General features: G+C 70.5%; 13 protein-coding genes. 8 read left to right on the plus strand and 5 right to left on the minus strand.

The genetic code is table 11. The annotated features are described in order from the left end of the window. Positions 1–7: 7 nt before the first annotated feature. The gene (locus GGQ91_RS09315) at positions 8–346 is read right to left on the minus strand and encodes a hypothetical protein (protein ID WP_043756095.1); all 339 of its coding nucleotides are present in this window, start codon (positions 344–346) and stop codon (positions 8–10) included. Positions 347–680: 334 nt separating this feature from the next. Between GGQ91_RS09315 and GGQ91_RS09320 the strand changes: the two genes are divergently transcribed. After that, complete coding sequence (locus tag GGQ91_RS09320) at positions 681–1355, plus strand: class I SAM-dependent methyltransferase (RefSeq protein ID WP_182591850.1); 675 nt, start codon at positions 681–683, stop codon at positions 1353–1355. A gap of 5 nt (positions 1356–1360) precedes the next feature. Here the strand turns inward: GGQ91_RS09320 and kdsA are convergent, their stop codons facing one another. Next, on the minus strand, positions 1361–2215 hold the full coding sequence (gene kdsA, locus GGQ91_RS09325; RefSeq protein WP_043756093.1) for a 3-deoxy-8-phosphooctulonate synthase: 855 nt from the start codon (positions 2213–2215) through the stop codon (positions 1361–1363). A gap of 10 nt (positions 2216–2225) precedes the next feature. Then, positions 2226–2714, minus strand: coding sequence for a hypothetical protein (locus GGQ91_RS09330; RefSeq protein ID WP_182591851.1), 489 nt, complete (start codon positions 2712–2714; stop codon positions 2226–2228). Positions 2715–2887: 173 nt separating this feature from the next. On the opposite strand from GGQ91_RS09330, the gene GGQ91_RS09335 reads away from it, so the two are divergent. After that, positions 2888–3898 carry an alpha/beta fold hydrolase gene (locus tag GGQ91_RS09335; RefSeq protein ID WP_182591852.1) on the plus strand — a complete coding sequence of 337 codons (1011 nt, stop codon included), beginning with the start codon at positions 2888–2890 and terminating at the stop codon, positions 3896–3898. Between the two features lie 188 nt (positions 3899–4086). Here the strand turns inward: GGQ91_RS09335 and GGQ91_RS09340 are convergent, their stop codons facing one another. Beyond that, positions 4087–5262: an amidinotransferase gene (locus tag GGQ91_RS09340; RefSeq protein ID WP_043350578.1), complete on the minus strand. Its 1176-nt coding sequence runs from the start codon at positions 5260–5262 to the stop codon at positions 4087–4089. A gap of 209 nt (positions 5263–5471) precedes the next feature. Between GGQ91_RS09340 and GGQ91_RS09345 the strand changes: the two genes are divergently transcribed. The 6 genes from GGQ91_RS09345 to GGQ91_RS09370 all read left to right on the plus strand — a co-directional run bounded on the left by GGQ91_RS09345 (position 5472) and on the right by GGQ91_RS09370 (position 11886). Beyond that, positions 5472–6584, plus strand: coding sequence for a flippase-like domain-containing protein (locus GGQ91_RS09345; protein WP_043350577.1), 1113 nt, complete (start codon positions 5472–5474; stop codon positions 6582–6584). Beyond that, positions 6575–7228 carry an MlaC/ttg2D family ABC transporter substrate-binding protein gene (locus GGQ91_RS09350; protein ID WP_043350575.1) on the plus strand — a complete coding sequence of 218 codons (654 nt, stop codon included), beginning with the start codon at positions 6575–6577 and terminating at the stop codon, positions 7226–7228. The genes GGQ91_RS09345 and GGQ91_RS09350 overlap by 10 nt, the downstream gene beginning before the upstream one ends. A gap of 87 nt (positions 7229–7315) precedes the next feature. Continuing rightward, complete coding sequence (gene hpnI / locus GGQ91_RS09355; RefSeq protein WP_182591853.1) at positions 7316–8524, plus strand: bacteriohopanetetrol glucosamine biosynthesis glycosyltransferase HpnI; 1209 nt, start codon at positions 7316–7318, stop codon at positions 8522–8524. Between the two features lie 57 nt (positions 8525–8581). Then, positions 8582–10015 (plus strand): hopanoid biosynthesis associated radical SAM protein HpnJ, encoded by a 1434-nt coding sequence (gene hpnJ / locus GGQ91_RS09360; RefSeq protein ID WP_043386333.1) that lies wholly within the window; start codon positions 8582–8584, stop codon positions 10013–10015. A 120-nt stretch (positions 10016–10135) separates the two neighbouring features. Beyond that, positions 10136–10978, plus strand: coding sequence for a hopanoid biosynthesis-associated protein HpnK (gene hpnK / locus GGQ91_RS09365; RefSeq protein ID WP_182591854.1), 843 nt, complete (start codon positions 10136–10138; stop codon positions 10976–10978). 32 nt (positions 10979–11010) lie between these two features. Then, complete coding sequence (locus tag GGQ91_RS09370) at positions 11011–11886, plus strand: bifunctional helix-turn-helix transcriptional regulator/GNAT family N-acetyltransferase (protein WP_182591855.1); 876 nt, start codon at positions 11011–11013, stop codon at positions 11884–11886. Between the two features lie 48 nt (positions 11887–11934). On the opposite strand, the gene GGQ91_RS09375 is transcribed toward GGQ91_RS09370, so the two are convergent. Further along, positions 11935–14601 carry an MMPL family transporter gene (locus tag GGQ91_RS09375; RefSeq protein ID WP_043386381.1) on the minus strand — a complete coding sequence of 889 codons (2667 nt, stop codon included), beginning with the start codon at positions 14599–14601 and terminating at the stop codon, positions 11935–11937. Positions 14602–14604: the final 3 nt, after the last annotated feature.

The following is a 14604-nucleotide window of genomic DNA, read 5'->3' on the forward strand; positions in this document are numbered from 1 at the left end:
TCAGATCTCAGTAGCCGTAGCCGTAGTAGCCGTAGCCCGGAGCCGCGTAGCCGTAGCCGCCGTAGACCGGGGCGTAGCCGTAGCCGTAGGACGGGGCGTAGCCGTAGCCACCGCCGTAGTAGCTGTCGCGGGCCGCGCCGGCGGCGATCGCACCGGCGGCGAGGCCGGCGATGCCGAGGCCGATGGCGGCACCGGTGCCGATGCCGCGGCGGCCGCGGTAGTAGCCGTGGCCGTAGCCGCCGTAACCGCCGTGGTAGCCCCACGGACGCGCCTCGGCGCCCGTCGTGGCGGCGACGCTGCCAATGGCCATGGCGGCGGCGGTGGCGATGATACCGATCTTGCGCATAGTGTTCCTTCTCGATCCTCGATCGAACATGCCCGATAACGTTGTCACCCCGATACCGTTCCAGATCTCGCCCGGAGTTTTGGTGCGTATGCGCACACAGTCGGGATCCTGAACCGTTGTTCATCGGCGCTCGCGCCGCCGTGATTGCGGTCAAGCTTGAGCGTTCGCCTGTGGAGCACGCCCGAACTCTTGCGAAGAGCCTGGCGCGGCCGCGGCCGGCGACGGTGGCGGCCGGGGCCCGAGGGCGGCGCATTGGCCGATCGGCCGGGCCCGGCGGCGGAAATCCGCCCTCCTCCGGGGCGGTCGTGCTACGGCTCCGTCCGGAGGACCGACGATGGATGCCTGGACCCTGATCCGCGACAGCTTCGCGCCCCTGCCCGGCAAGCGGATCCTCGACATCGGCTGCGGGCCCGGGGCGCTCGCGCGCCGGCTGGCTGACGCCGGCGCGGCGGTCACCGGCATCGACCCCGGTGGGGCGGCGCTCGCCCGGGCGCGGGAGACCGTGCCGGAGGCGCGCTTCGAGTCCGCGACCGGCGAGGCCCTGCCCTTCCCCGATGCCGGCTTCGACGGCGCCGTGATGCTGAACGCCCTGCACCACGTGCCGGACCCGGCGGCCGCCCTCGCCGAGGCGGCGCGCGTGATGGTCCCGGGCGGCCGGCTCGTCGTGGTGGAGCCCCTGGCGGAGGGCAGCTTCTTCGACGCCCTGCGGCCGATCGAGGACGAGACGGCGGTCCGGGCCGCGGCCCAGGCGGCCATCGCCGACGCCCTGGCCCGCCGCGCCTACGCGTGCCGCCGCGACGTGACCGTCGAGCGGCGGGAGCACTTCGACTCCCTCGACGCCTTCCTCGCCCGCGTCAGCGCCGTGGACCCGGCCCGCGCCGCGACCATTCGGGACCGGCGCCCCGTGATCGCGGAGGCTTTCCACAAGGCGGCCGCGCGCGAGGCGGACGGGCGGTTCGGCCTCGTCCAGCCCCTGCGGATCCACGTGCTGGAGCCGGAGGCCGCCTGAGCCGCTCAGGCGGTCCGGCGCTTGGCGAGGCGGTCGAAGGCGAGGAGTTCCTCGAGCAGCGCCGGCAGGTCCTTCAGCGCCACCATGTTGGGGCCGTCCGAGGGGGCCCGGTCCGGGTCGGGATGCGTCTCGATGAACACGCCCGCCACGCCCACCGCCACGGCGGCGCGGGCGAGGACGGCGACGAATTCCCGCTGGCCGCCGGAACTCGCCCCCTGGCCGCCGGGCTGCTGCACCGAGTGGGTGGCGTCGAACACCACCGGCGCGCCCTGCGTGACCTGCGCCATGATCGGCAGACTGCGCATGTCCGAGACCAGGGTGTTGTAGCCGAAGGAGGCGCCGCGCTCGGTGACGATGACGTTGGGATTGCCGGCCTCCGTCACCTTGGCGGCGACGTGCTTCATGTCCCAGGGCGCCAGGAACTGACCCTTCTTGATGTTGACCGCCCGGCCGGTCGCGGCCGCGGCCAGCAGCAGGTCGGTCTGGCGGCACAGGAAGGCGGGGATCTGGAGCACGTCCACCGCCTCGGCGGCGGGGGCGCATTGCTCGGCGGCGTGCACGTCGGTCAGCACCGGCAGCCCGAGGGTTTCGCGGATCTCGGCGAAGACCGGGAGCGCCCCGTCGAGGCCGATGCCCCGGGCGGCGCTGCCGGAGGTGCGGTTGGCCTTGTCGAAGGAGGTCTTGAACACGAGACCGACGCCGAGGCCCGCGGCCATCTCCTTGAGGGCGGCGGCGATCTCCAGGGCGTGCTGGCGCCCTTCGAGCTGGCATGGGCCGGCGATCAGCGTCAGCGGCAGGTGATTGGCGAAGCGGACGCCGCCGACTTGGACGACGGGGCCGGGTGTCTCGATCTGCGACATGCGGGCCGGTCTAGCCCGCGCGGCGGATCCGCGAAAGCCCGGGCCTGTGGGCCAGCCGGCAGACGGTGAGGTCGTCCCTCAGGCCATCGGTCCGGGCCCCGGTCTCGCACAGCATCAGGATCGGGCCGATGCCGCCCCGGCGCGGGGCCTGCGCCAGAAGGCTGGCCTGGTGGAGGTTGAGCGCCAGAACCTCGGCCGAGGCGGCGTCAGCCCCGGCCAGCGCCCGCGCCGCGCGGCCGATCAGGATGAAGTAGCCCGGGGGCGGCTCGCGATCGAGGGATGCCACGGTCAGCCGGGCGGGGGCGCGGCAATCGAGGCTCATCCGCTCGGCATCCTGCGCCCGGAATACCGCGACGGGGCCCGTCCGACCGGCCAGGGAGGCTCCGGTCGCGCGGATCACCGTCGCGGCGAGCGCGTCGCAGGCGTCGGCGGCGCGGGCTGGTGCGGATCCGAGACTGAACACGCCGACGAGGACAGTCAGAGCGGAGAGGCGCAGCATGGGGAAATCCGCGACAGGACAGATCGGCACGCAGCAGATAGCGCGGGTTGCCCGAGCCGCGTAGCCGCGGCGCGACAAATGCCGACTGCGCATGGACAGGGCATCCCGGATGCCCGATCTGAGCGGGCGGCGCGGCGCCGCACGCCGCTCGCAGATCAGGCTCCGTCGCGGCCATGCTTCGAACCGTCCTCGCCTCCGCCCTCCTGGCCCTGGCGCTGCCCGGCGGCGTCTCCGCGGAGCCGCAACCGCAGCCGACCTACGGGCCGGAGCTCGAGGGCTTCGCCTACCCGTTCCCGGTGGAGCGGTTCCTGTTCACCTCGCAGCGCCAGCCGCTGCAGATGGCCTATCTCGACGTCCGACCGGCGACGCCGAACGGCCGGACCGCGGTGCTTTTGCACGGCAAGAACTTCTGCGCCGCCACCTGGGAGAGCCAGATCCGGGCGCTCAGCGCCGCCGGGTACCGGGTGATCGCGCCGGACCAGATCGGCTTCTGCAAGTCGAGCAAGCCGGCGGCCTACCAGTTCACCTTCCGGCAGCTCGCCGAGAACACCCACGCCCTCCTGGCCAAGCTCGGGATCGAGCGCCCGGTCCTGGTCGGCCATTCCACGGGCGGCATGCTGGCCGCCCATTACGCCCTGCTCTACCCCAAGGCGGTGGAGCAGCTCGTGCTGGTCAACCCGATCGGCCTGGAGGACTGGGCCGCCAAGGGCGTGCCGCCGACCTCGGTGGAGCACTGGTACGAGCGCGAGCTGAAGGTGACGGCGGATTCGATCCGAGCCTACGAGACGGCGACCTACTATGCCGGCCAGTGGGAGCCCCGCTACGAGCCCTGGGTGACGATGCTGGCGGGTCTCAACGGCGGCACCGGCAAGGAGGCGGTCGCCTGGGATTCGGCGCTCCTCTACGACATGATCGTCACCGAGCCGGTGGTCTACCGGTTCCCGCAGATCGCGGTGCCGACCCTGCTGATGATCGGCCAGAAGGACAACACGGCGATCGGCAAGGACCTCGCCCCGCCGGAGGTGCGGGGCCGGCTCGGGAACTACCCGGAGCTCGGCAAGGCGGCCGCCCAGGCGATCCCGGGGGCCAGGCTCGTGGAGTTCCCGGCCCTGGGCCACGCGCCGCAGATGTCCGACCCCGAGGGATTCAACACGGCGCTGATCAAGGGGATGTCCGCGCCGTGAAAGTCCGGTCGTCTGCGTGCCGGCGCGGATGCATCTGACGGCGTGCTCGACCGGCCCATCCCGTCCTCGATCTCATCCTGGGGTGCCGAGCGATCGTTGATCGCCCGCCGCCTCAGGATGCGGGGCGTGGTTCGGATCTCCGGCGATCGCCGACGACCGGCGATGACGGTCGTCGGCGTGGACCGGTGCTAGAAGTACGACTTCAGCACGCCGCGGCGGCGGACGTCGAGGGTCGCGCAGTGGAACGAGCCGCCGAACGGGCCGTAGCTGAGGAACGGCGCCGGGATCGGGTCGAAGCCCCAATCCTTCAGAGCCTTGATCAGCGTCGGCTGGCTCTGGTCGACGACGATCTTCTTCTCGGTGATCGCGAGCACGTTGATCGAGGTCCAGGGCGAGCACATCGAGATCTTGCTCATGAAGCCCTCAACCGGGTCGGGGCGCGGGGCGATCAGCACGTCCCACTTCTTGAGGACCGCCGGCAGCTTCTCGACGTCGACATAGTCCGGGTTCACCAGCACCTTGCCGGGGGCCAGCGGCATGAACGACGAGTCGATGTGCATCGGCTGCGGGCAGCGGCTCTCGATCTCGTGGATGCGGAAGCCCGGGCCGAGGTGGCGGCGCAGCCACTCGATGCCCATCAGGTTCGTCACGTTGGAGCGGGTGACGAACAGGTCGCGGCCGCAGCGCACAAAGTCGGCGGCGTCGAAGACCGGCTCGAACTCGTTCACCGTGAACTGCATGGGCTCGCCGGCCTTCAGGTTCGGCACCCGGTAATCGTAGTTGTAGAGGTCGTCCGTGAGCTGCGGCCGCGGGGCCGAGGTCCAGCGGGCGCCGGCGCGGAAGTATTCCTTGAACAGCGACCGGTAGGCGTCGCCCTCGAAGTAGCGCGAGCGCCAGCACATCGGGCTCTCGATGATCTCGTCGCCGATGACGAGATACGGGTCGCGCGGGCAGGCCACGCAGAAGCCCCGGGAGGACCAGCGCGGGGCCTTGAACTTCTTGGAGAAGTCCACCGCGTCGGGGCGGCGGACCTTTACGCCCTCGCCGGCCAGGATCGTGATGAAATTGTCGAGCTCGGCCTGGGCGAGCTTCTTCATGAACTTCGGATACTTCCACCCGCTCGCCAGCCGGTAGAACGGCTGCGCGGCGCGCGGCAGGTTGAAGATCACCGTGAGGTGATGGGTCGGGATCGTGGCGCCGTCGAGGGAGCCGACGATCACCTCCTCCAGCGGATCCCACTCGTTCCAAGCCATGACCGGGGACTGGGGGGCCGGGACACCCGGTTCCATTCTGCCCGTAAGGCCGCCGGCATGCGTTTCGTCGGTCACGGCCTCGAGGGCCGTGATCGGTGATTCGCGCTCCATGACGTGTGCCCCTTCTGCGACGTGCCGCGGCCTTCTGCGTAGGCGCTCAAGCCCCGCGCCGCTTTGGCACCCGGTGTGTCAAACGGGTGATAGACACCGCTAATCCGTGCTGCAACGTGACAGAAACGTTCCCGGGCCGACGGACCTATTTCTGCCGCGACCGTGACCGATTTCCCGCATCAAGCCTTTTGCGAGCTTGAAAGACGACAATGAAGCGCCTCACGACCCTGGCCTCGATCGCCGGTCTGTGCACGGTCGTCGGCCTGTTCATGTCCTCCGGACTGGAGGATGTGTCGGCCGCCGTCGTGAGCGCCGGCTGGGGCGCCGCCCTGGTGGTGCTCGCCCGCATCGTGGCCGTCGCCTGGGCGGGGCTCGGCTGGTACGTGGTCTTTCCGCGGGCCGCGGCCAAGCTCGCCGACTGCGTGTCCCTCCGCTTCGTCCGTGAGGGCATCAACACGCTGCTGCCCGTTGCCACCGTCGGCGGCGACTTCGTCGGCGCGCGCCTCCTGTCGAAGCGCAACGTCCCCGGCGCGCTCGCGGGCGCCAGCATGTTCGTCGATCTGATGACCCAGGCGCTGACACAGCTCCTGTTCACCGTGGTCGGCCTCGCCCTGCTGGTCCTGATCTCCGGCGACGGCCCGATCGCCCACACGGTCGAGGGCGGCCTGGCCCTGGCGGTCCCGGCCCTCGGCGCCTTCTACCTGATCCAGCGGCGGGCCGGGCACCGCCTGATCCAGGGGCTGCTCAGCCGCTTCGCCTCGGGGCGCGAATGGCGCGCCTTCGGCGCGATCGACCAGCTGTACGACAGCCTGCGCCGGCTCTACGGCAACCACGGGCGTTTCGCGCTGGCTCTGGCGGTGCACCTCGCCGGCTGGGTGATCGGAACGCTGGAGGTCTACGTCTGCCTGCGCTTCATGGGCTATCCCATCGATTTCGCGCAGGCGCTGATGATCGAGAGCCTCGCCCAGGCGGTGCGCGGCGCGGCCTTCGCGGTGCCCGGTGCCCTCGGCGCGCAGGAGGGCGGCCTGATCGCCCTGTGCGGCCTGTTCGATATCCCGGCCGAGGCGGCGCTCGCCCTCTCCCTGGTCAAGCGCTTCGCCGATCTCGGCGTCGGGCTCCCGAGCCTCCTGCTCTGGCACCGGATCGAGTCCAAGCTCCGGTCCGAGGCGCCCGAGGAGGAGGAGCGCGAGCCGGTTCCGGAGGCCGGACGCAAGGCCAAGAGGATCGCGCCGCCCGCGACGCTGGGGCCGTTCTACAGCTACGCCCCGCCGCGCATGGGATCGCGGCTCGGTGACGGCGAGGAGTTGAAGAAGTGCGCCTGACCCGCCGGCTCGCGGCCGCCCTCGTCGCCGCTCCCTTGAGCACCGTTCCCTCGATCACCGTTCCCTTGGCCCTGCCGCTGCTCGCCGCGGGTCCCGCCTGGGCTGCCGACGAGGCCGCCGTTCAGACCGTGCGCGACCTCTACGCCGCCTTCGCGGCGGCGCTGAAGGATGGCCCGAGCCCCCTGCCGGCGCGGGTCGAGGCCGTCGGGCCCGCGATCGAGAAGGCGTTCGATTTTCCCGCCATGACCCGCATCGCCGTGGGCTCGAAATGGTCGAGCTTCACCCCGGAGCAGCAGGCGGCGGTGATCGACGCCTTCAAGCGCAGCCTGACCGTCACCTACGCCAACCGGCTGGCCCGCGCCGCCGGCGGCAAGTTCGAGGTGACCCCGAAGATCGAGGAGCGCGGCGCCCAGCGCGTGGTGCCGACCCGCGTCACCGCGGCGGATGGCGACGATTCCGCCGTCGACTTCGTGGTCAACGCCGACAACCGCATCCAGGATGTGCTGCTCAACGGCGATGTCAGCGAGATCGCCGCGCAGCGGAACGCCCTGTCGGCGCCGCTGAAATCCGGGGGGGCCGACGGCGTCGTGAAGTTCCTCCGGGCGCGGGCCGACGGCATGCTCGCCGCGAAGCCGACGCCGTGAGCGTCGTCTCCGCCAGTGCCGACCTGAACCGGCCGTTCGCGGCCTTCGCCGCCTGAGGCGGCCGGACGACCGCACGGATCCGACCGGATGGATGTCTCTTCGCTGGCGCTGCTCGGCCTCTCGTGGCTTTCGCTGCTCTGCCTGATCCTGGCGGCGGCGGGCTGCGTCTACGGCTTGGCCGCCGCCGTCTGCGCCGGCCGCTACGCGGCGCGCCGCCCCCCGGTGCTTGCCGGCGGCGCGGCCCGGCCTTCCGTGACCGTCCTCAAGCCGCTCTGCGGTCTCGAGCCGAACCTCTACGCGAATCTCGAGACCGTGCTGCGCCAGGACTATGCCGGGCCGGTCCAGATCCTGTTCGGCGTCCAGAGGACCACCGATCCGGCGATCGGCGTGGTGGAGCGGCTGCAGCAGGCCTATCCCGATGCCCGCATCGATCTCGTGATCGACGGCCGCCAGCACGGCTCGAACCGGAAGGTCTCGAACCTGATCAACATGGCCGAGGCCATCGCCCACGACGTGGTGGTGTTGGCCGACAGCGACATGGTGGTCGGCCCCGACTATCTGGAGCGCCTCGTGGCGGAGCTGTCGCAGGACGGCGTCACCGGCGTCACCTGCCTGTATCACGGCGTGCCCGCTTATCGCGGCCTTTACGACCAGCTCTCGACGCTCGCGATCGACACGCAGTTCCTGCCCAACGTGGTGATGGGCCTGAGCCTCGGATTGGCGAAGCCCTGCTTCGGCTCCACCGTGGCCTTCACCCGGGCGAGCCTCGAGGCGGTGGGGGGCTTCCGCACCTTCCGCAACGATCTCGCGGACGATTACGCCATCGGCGCCGCCCTGCGCGGCCTCGGCGGCCGTGTGGCGATCCCCAGCTTCACCATCGGCCATACCAGCGTCGACACCGACCTCGCCGGCCTGTGGCGGCACGAGCTGCGCTGGAACCGCACCATCCGCACCGTCGATCCGGCCGGCTATGCCGGCTCGATCGTCACCCACGCCTTCCCCCTCGCCTTGCTGGGCGCCCTCCTGCCCGGCGCCGGCACCGGCGCGCTCTGGGTCGCCGCTGCGGCGCTGGCGAGTCGGGTCCTGCTCTGTCGGCAACTGGAGCGTGCCTTCGGCTTGGCTCCGCACCCCTACGGACTGTTGCCGATCCGCGACATCCTCTCCTTCCTGAACTTCTCCTGGGCCTTCGTGTCGGGGGCGGTGACATGGAAAGGTCACGATTATCACGTGGTTGCGGATGGCACCCTGATCCCGGACGCCGAACTCGGCCGCGATGCCGGCGCGCCCACCCGCTGATCCCGGCTTTCGCTTCCTTCCCCCTCCCCCCGGCATTGCCCTGAGGCCTTGAACCCCATGCGCACGCTCTTCCTCCAGGCCCCCACCTTCGACGGTTTCGACGGCGGTGCCGGCTCCCGCTATCAAGCCAAGCGCGAGATCAAGTCGTTCTGGTACCCGACTTGGCTGGCCCAGCCGGCCGCCCTGGTGCCGAACTCGAAGCTGATCGACGCGCCGCCGCACAACATCAAGCTTCCCGAGATCGTGGCCCAGGCCAACGACTTCGACCTCGTCGTGCTCCACACCTCGGTGCCGTCGTTCAAGTCCGACGTGAAGACGATCGAGGCGCTGAAGGCCGCCAACCCGAAGCTGATCGCCGGCCTGATCGGCGCCAAGGTCGCGGTCGACGCCGCCGGCGCCATGGCCCAGGCCCCGGTGGTCGATTTCTGCGCCCGCAACGAGTTCGACTTCACCGTCAAGGAAGTCGCCGAGGGCGTCCCGATGTCGGAGATCAAGGGCCTGTCCTATCGCGACGCCAACGGTGTCGTGGTCCATAACGAGGACCGCGAGATCATGACCGACATGGACCAGCTGCCCTTCGTCACCAGCGTCTACAAGCGCGACCTGGAGATGGAGAAGTACTTCATCGGCTACCTGAAGCACCCCTACATCTCGTTCTACTCCGGCCGGGGCTGCAAGAGCCGCTGCACCTTCTGCCTCTGGCCGCAGACCGTCGGCGGCCACACCTACCGCACCCGCTCGGTCGCCCACGTGATCGAAGAGATCAAGTACTGCCTGAAGGAGTTCCCGCAGACCAAGGAGTTCTTCTTCGACGACGACACCTTCACCGACAACCTCCCGCGCGCCGAGGAGATCGCCCGCGAGCTCGGCAAGCTCGGCGTCACGTGGTCGTGCAACGCCAAGGCGAACGTGCCGCGCGAGACCCTGAAGGTGCTCAAGGAGAACGGCCTGCGCCTGCTGCTGGTCGGCTACGAGTCCGGCAACCAGACCATCCTGCACAACATCAAGAAGGGCATGCGGGTCGAGGTCGCCGAGAAGTTCACCAAGGATTGCCACGACCTGGGCATCGCCATCCACGGCACCTTCATCCTCGGCCTGCCGGGCGAGACCAAGGAGACGATCCAGGAGACGATCGCCTTCGCCAAGCGGATCAACCCGCACACGATCCAGGTCTCCCTGGCCGCGCCCTACCCGGGCACCTTCCTGTACAAGCAGGCGGTGGAGAACGGCTGGCTCGACATCGAGAACGCCGAACTCGTCGACGAGAACGGCGTGCAGGTCGCGCCGCTGCACTACCCGCACCTCTCGCACACCGAGATCTTCACCTCGGTCGAGGAGTTCTACAAGAAGTTCTACTTCCGGGCGCCGAAGATCGCCTCGATCGTGAGCGAGATGGTGCGCTCGCCCGACATGATGAAGCGCCGCCTGCGCGAGGGCGTCGAGTTCTACCGCTTCCTCAAGGAGCGTCAGGGCACCGCCAAGGCGGCGTAAGTCAGGGGTCCGGGGCCTTCGGCCCCGGCGGGGAGCGGGGCAGAGCCCCGCCCCCTACCCAGGGCTCCGCCCTGGACCCGCGAGAGGGCACGCCCTCTCGACACCCGTTACGAGGTTTGCGTGAAGCGTCTGGTCGTCACCGCGGACGATTTCGGGCTGAGCCCCGAGGTCAACGAGGCCGTCGAGCAGGCCCATCGCGACGGGATCCTCACGGCGGCGAGCCTGATGGTCTCGGCGCCGGCCGCCGCCGACGCGGTGGCGCGGGCCCGGCGGATGCCGTCCCTGCGGGTCGGGCTGCACCTCGTCCTCGTCGAGGCGTGGCCCACCCTCCCCCCCGCGGACCTGCCCGACCTGACCGACGCGGCCGGTCTGATGCGCGCCGACATGGGGCGCCTCGGCCTCGACTTCGCCCGCAAGCCCGCCGCCCGGCGGCAGCTCGCGGCCGAGATCCGCGCCCAGTTCGAGGCCTACCGGGCGACCGGCCTGCCGCTCGACCATGTCAACGCCCACAAGCATTTCCACGTCCATCCGCTGATCGCGGGCGCGGTGCTGCGCATCGGCCGCGACTTCGGCATGCGCGCCCTGCGGGTGCCCCGGGAGCCGCGGGAGATCCTGCGCCGCGCCGAGCCCGGAGCGCGGCCGCGGGCCGCCCTCGACATCGCCCCCTGGGCGGCGCTGCTCGCCGTGCGCGCCCGTCAGGCCGGGCTGCTGATCCCCGACCGCACCCTCGGCCTGGCCTGGTCCGGCGCCATGACACCGGTGCGCGTCGCGGCGCTGCTGGCCCAGCTCCCCGACGGCCTGACCGAACTCTACACCCATCCGGCCACCGGCGGCGGCTTCCCGGGCGAGGCGCCGGGCTACCGCTATGCCGACGAGCGCGATGCGCTGACCGCCCCCGCCTCCCGCGCGGCAGCCGAAGCCTCGGGCGCGATCCGCGGCGGCTTCTCCGACTTCCTCAGTTGACCAGCGCCGATATCTGACTTTAGTCAGATAAAATGACGTCCGCCGAGATCGCCCATGTCCGCCGGTTCGCCCGTGCCGTCACCGCTGAGGTCGGTGCGCTCGATTCCTCGTTCCTCGGCCGGGGCCGTCCCCTGGGGGCCGCACGCGTCCTGAACGCGATTGGGGCCGGGCGCACGGAGGTCGGCGCGATCCGCACCTATCTCGGCCTCGATTCCGGCCTGATGAGCCGTCTCCTGCGGGGCCTGGAGGAGGAGGGACTGGTCGCGACGGCGCCGCATCCCGCGGATGCCCGTCGCCGGATCGCGTCGCTGACCGAGGCCGGGCGGAGCGAGTTCGCGGCCTACGAGGCGCTGTCGGATGCCCGCGCCGTCGCCCTGCTGGAGCGCGCGCCGCAGGTGGACGCGCTCCTGCACGCCATGGACCGGGTCGCCCTGGTTCTCGGCCACGACGCCATCGCCATCACGGAGACTGATCCGACCGGCGCGGCGTCCCGCGCCTGCCTCGACGCCTACTACGCCGAGCTGGCCAGCCGATTCGCCGGCGGGTTCGACGTCGCGCGGTCGTGCGACCCCGAGGCCGCCGCCATGGTGCGCCCACGCGGCGTATTCCTGCTCGCGAGCGGCGACGGCCTGCCGGTCGGATGCGTCGGGCTCAAGGGGAACGGCGGCGCGGTCGCGGAGATCAAGCGGCTCTGGATCGATCCCGCGGCCCGCGGGCTGGGCCTTGCCAAGCGGCTGATGCAGGCGGCCGAGGTGGCCGCCCGCGACCTCGGGATCCGGACGCTGCGGCTCGACACCAACAGTGCCCTCCCCGAGGCCCTGACGCTCTACCGGCGATCGGGCTGGGTGGAGATCGACCGGTTCAACGACGACCCCTACCCGGACCATTTCTTCGAGAAGGCCCTCTGAGGCCTTCCGTAGCGCCGGCCGCGACCGGCCGGCGCGACTCGGCCCGTCCTATTTGGCCGGCACCGGATCCTGGTGCGGGGCGGTCTTGCGCAGGGCCGCGCCGGCCGCCTTCTCGGCTTCCGGACGGTCATCGTCGGGCTGCGCCGGCGGCTCACCGAGGGTTGCCGGCACGACGAAGAACGCCGCCACCAGGGTGAAGAACAGCGACAGCGCCAGCAGCTTGCCCATGCTCGCCGTGCCCGGATGGCTCGACAGGACCAGCGATCCGAAGGCGCTGCCGGTGGTCAGCGCGGAGAAGAAGATCGCCCGGGTCAGGCTGGAGGCGAGCATGTCGGTCACGCCCGCCCGCCACGCGATCACGTAGTAGATGTGGAACGCTACGCCGACCGCGAGCATCAGCGGCAGGGCGATGATGTTGGCGAAATTCAGCGGCATGCCGACGATGCGCATCGCCATGAGCGTCCAGAGGGTCGCGATCACCAGCGGGCCGAGGGTCATCGCCACGTCCCAGGGTTTCCGCAGGGCGACCGACAGGATGACGAAGATCAGCACGAAGGCCGTCACCGCCGCCTGCACGAAGGCGCCCAGAATCGTGTAGCTCGACTGCGTCGTGGCCACGGGCGCACCGGTGGCGTGCGGGGCGACCTTCAGGACCTCGTCCGAGAAGCGGCGCAGCACCGTGTCGTCGTTCGAATCACCCTTGGGGTGGACCTCGATGCGCGCACGCCCGTCCGCCGCCACCCAGTCGGCCTTGAGCTGCGGCGGCAGGTTCTCCAGCGTGATCTTCTCGGGATGCAGCAGGTCGCGCAGGCGCGCCAGCAGCGGCACGAGGTCCTTGGTCAGCGCCACCGAAGCCGCCTCGCGCATCTGCACCGGGCCGGCGGCGAGCTTGTCGAGGGTGCCGGCGAGGCGCTTGGCCTCTTGGGCGCCCTTCGCGTCGCCCTTGGCGTCGGTCGAGAGGCCGTTGAGCGCCGCGGCGGCGTCCTTGAGCGCCTTGACGTTGTCGGCGTCGGTCGGCGGCGGCGGCCTGCGGCCGGGATTGAGCACCGGGTCGAGGAGCTGGGCCGTATCGGCGACCTGGGCCAGCTTCTTGTCCTGGTCGCGCGGGACGAACGTGTCGATGCTGTTGACCGAGGCGGTGACCGGAAGGGCCAGAAGCGTCTTCGACAGCGCCGGGACTGCGTCGACGCTCGGCGCCAGCACGTCGATGAAGTTCGGGCTGGTCTCGGGATTCTTGATCAGGTCCAGATAGGTCGCGATGGACTGCGTCTTGGGGCTGCGCAGGTGCATCGGGTTCGAGTCGAACGGCAGGTGCCAGAGCAGCGGCGCCCCGGCCAGGGTCACGAGGCCGACGCCGATCAGGATCGGCTTGCGGTGCTGGATGATCCACGGATCGACGCCGACGAGCCAGTTGGTCTGCACCGCCGCCTTCTCGCCCACGGGCTTGAACACCGCGATCAGCGCGGGCAGCAGCGTCAGGGAGAACAGGAAGGCCACGACCATGCCAACGCCGGCGATCAGGCCGAGCTCAGACACGCCCCGGAAGGCCGTGGGCAGGAAGGCGAAGAAGCCCGCGACCAGCGACACCGCGGCGAGCGTCAGCGACCAGCCGACCCCGCGCGCGGCGGCGCGGATCGCGCTCTCCAGGGTCGGCTGCTCGTAGCGGTCCGCCCGGTAGCGCACCGAGAACTGGATGCCGAAATCGATGCCGAGCCCGACGAACAGGGCCGCGAAGGCCACCGAGATCGGGTTCAGCTCCTTGACCATGACGAGGCCCAGGGCGGCCGTGACCACGAGACCCGCGAAGGTGGTGATGATCACCGCGCCGACGAGCTTGCCCGAGCGCAGGGCCAGCCACAGGAACAGCACGATCGCGCCGACGATGATGCTGTTGTTGAGGCCCGCATCCTCCGACAGCGTCGCGAACTCCTCGTCCGCCACCGCCACCGTGCCGGTCAGACGCATGCGCAGGCCGTTCTGCCCGTCGATCCCGAGATCCTTCGCGACGTTGCGGATCAGCTTGGTCGCCTGGTAGCCGGGCTCCAGGGCGTTGAAGTCGAGGACCGGCTGGATCACCACGAACTTCATCTTGTCGGTGACGCTGGTCTGGCCCCCCGACAGCAGCTCCTGCCACGACATCCGCGCCGGCTTGCCGGCCAGCACCTTCTGCAGCGTGTCGTCGATCTGCCCCATGGGCTTCTCGAGATCTTCGAGCTTGGCGTCGCCGGTCTTCACGCCGCGGGCGCCCAGCGTCAGCACCCGCATCACGCCCCGCAGGGACGGATCGGCGGCGAGCGGCCCGAGCAGGCCCTGCTGCTGGGTCAGCGCTTCGAGGGTCTTGTCGAGGTCCGCCTGCGACATCAGCAGCAGGCCGTTCTTGTTGAAGAACGGGCCGCCATCGGGCCGGTAGACCGTCTCGATCAGGTTCTTGTGGGCGGTCAGCGCCTTGGCGAGGTTGGCGGCCGCCTCCTCGGTCTCCTCGGGCGTCTCGCCGTTGATCACCGCGACGATCGTGTTGCTGCGCTGCGGGAACGCCTTCTCGAAATTGATCTCGTCCTGCCGCCACGGCTCCTTCGGGTCGATCAGCCGCTCGACATCCGTGTTGATTCGGAACAGATGCGCCGCGACCCCGAGGCTCGCGACCGTGACGAACGCCGTGAAGGCGATCACGATCCACCGATACCGCACCGAGAACGCGACGAGACTTTCGATCACGAG

The organism is Methylobacterium fujisawaense (assembly GCF_014138435.1).
Lineage (GTDB): Bacteria > Pseudomonadota > Alphaproteobacteria > Rhizobiales > Beijerinckiaceae > Methylobacterium > Methylobacterium fujisawaense.

What these genes read in the sequence shown, in the direction of transcription:
- GGQ91_RS09315 (WP_043756095.1), bottom strand. Translation starts at nt 346, where the DNA reads ATGCGCAAGATCGGTATCATCGCCACCGCCGCCGCCATGGCCATTGGC.
- hpnI (WP_182591853.1), top strand. Translation starts at nt 7,316, where the DNA reads ATGGATGTCTCTTCGCTGGCGCTGCTCGGCCTCTCGTGGCTTTCGCTG.
- hpnJ (WP_043386333.1), top strand. Translation starts at nt 8,582, where the DNA reads ATGCGCACGCTCTTCCTCCAGGCCCCCACCTTCGACGGTTTCGACGGC.
- GGQ91_RS09345 (WP_043350577.1), top strand. Translation starts at nt 5,472, where the DNA reads ATGAAGCGCCTCACGACCCTGGCCTCGATCGCCGGTCTGTGCACGGTC.
- GGQ91_RS09340 (WP_043350578.1), bottom strand. Translation starts at nt 5,262, where the DNA reads ATGGAGCGCGAATCACCGATCACGGCCCTCGAGGCCGTGACCGACGAA.
- GGQ91_RS09370 (WP_182591855.1), top strand. Translation starts at nt 11,011, where the DNA reads ATGACGTCCGCCGAGATCGCCCATGTCCGCCGGTTCGCCCGTGCCGTC.
- GGQ91_RS09335 (WP_182591852.1), top strand. Translation starts at nt 2,888, where the DNA reads ATGCTTCGAACCGTCCTCGCCTCCGCCCTCCTGGCCCTGGCGCTGCCC.
- kdsA (WP_043756093.1), bottom strand. Translation starts at nt 2,215, where the DNA reads ATGTCGCAGATCGAGACACCCGGCCCCGTCGTCCAAGTCGGCGGCGTC.
- GGQ91_RS09330 (WP_182591851.1), bottom strand. Translation starts at nt 2,714, where the DNA reads ATGCTGCGCCTCTCCGCTCTGACTGTCCTCGTCGGCGTGTTCAGTCTC.
- GGQ91_RS09320 (WP_182591850.1), top strand. Translation starts at nt 681, where the DNA reads ATGGATGCCTGGACCCTGATCCGCGACAGCTTCGCGCCCCTGCCCGGC.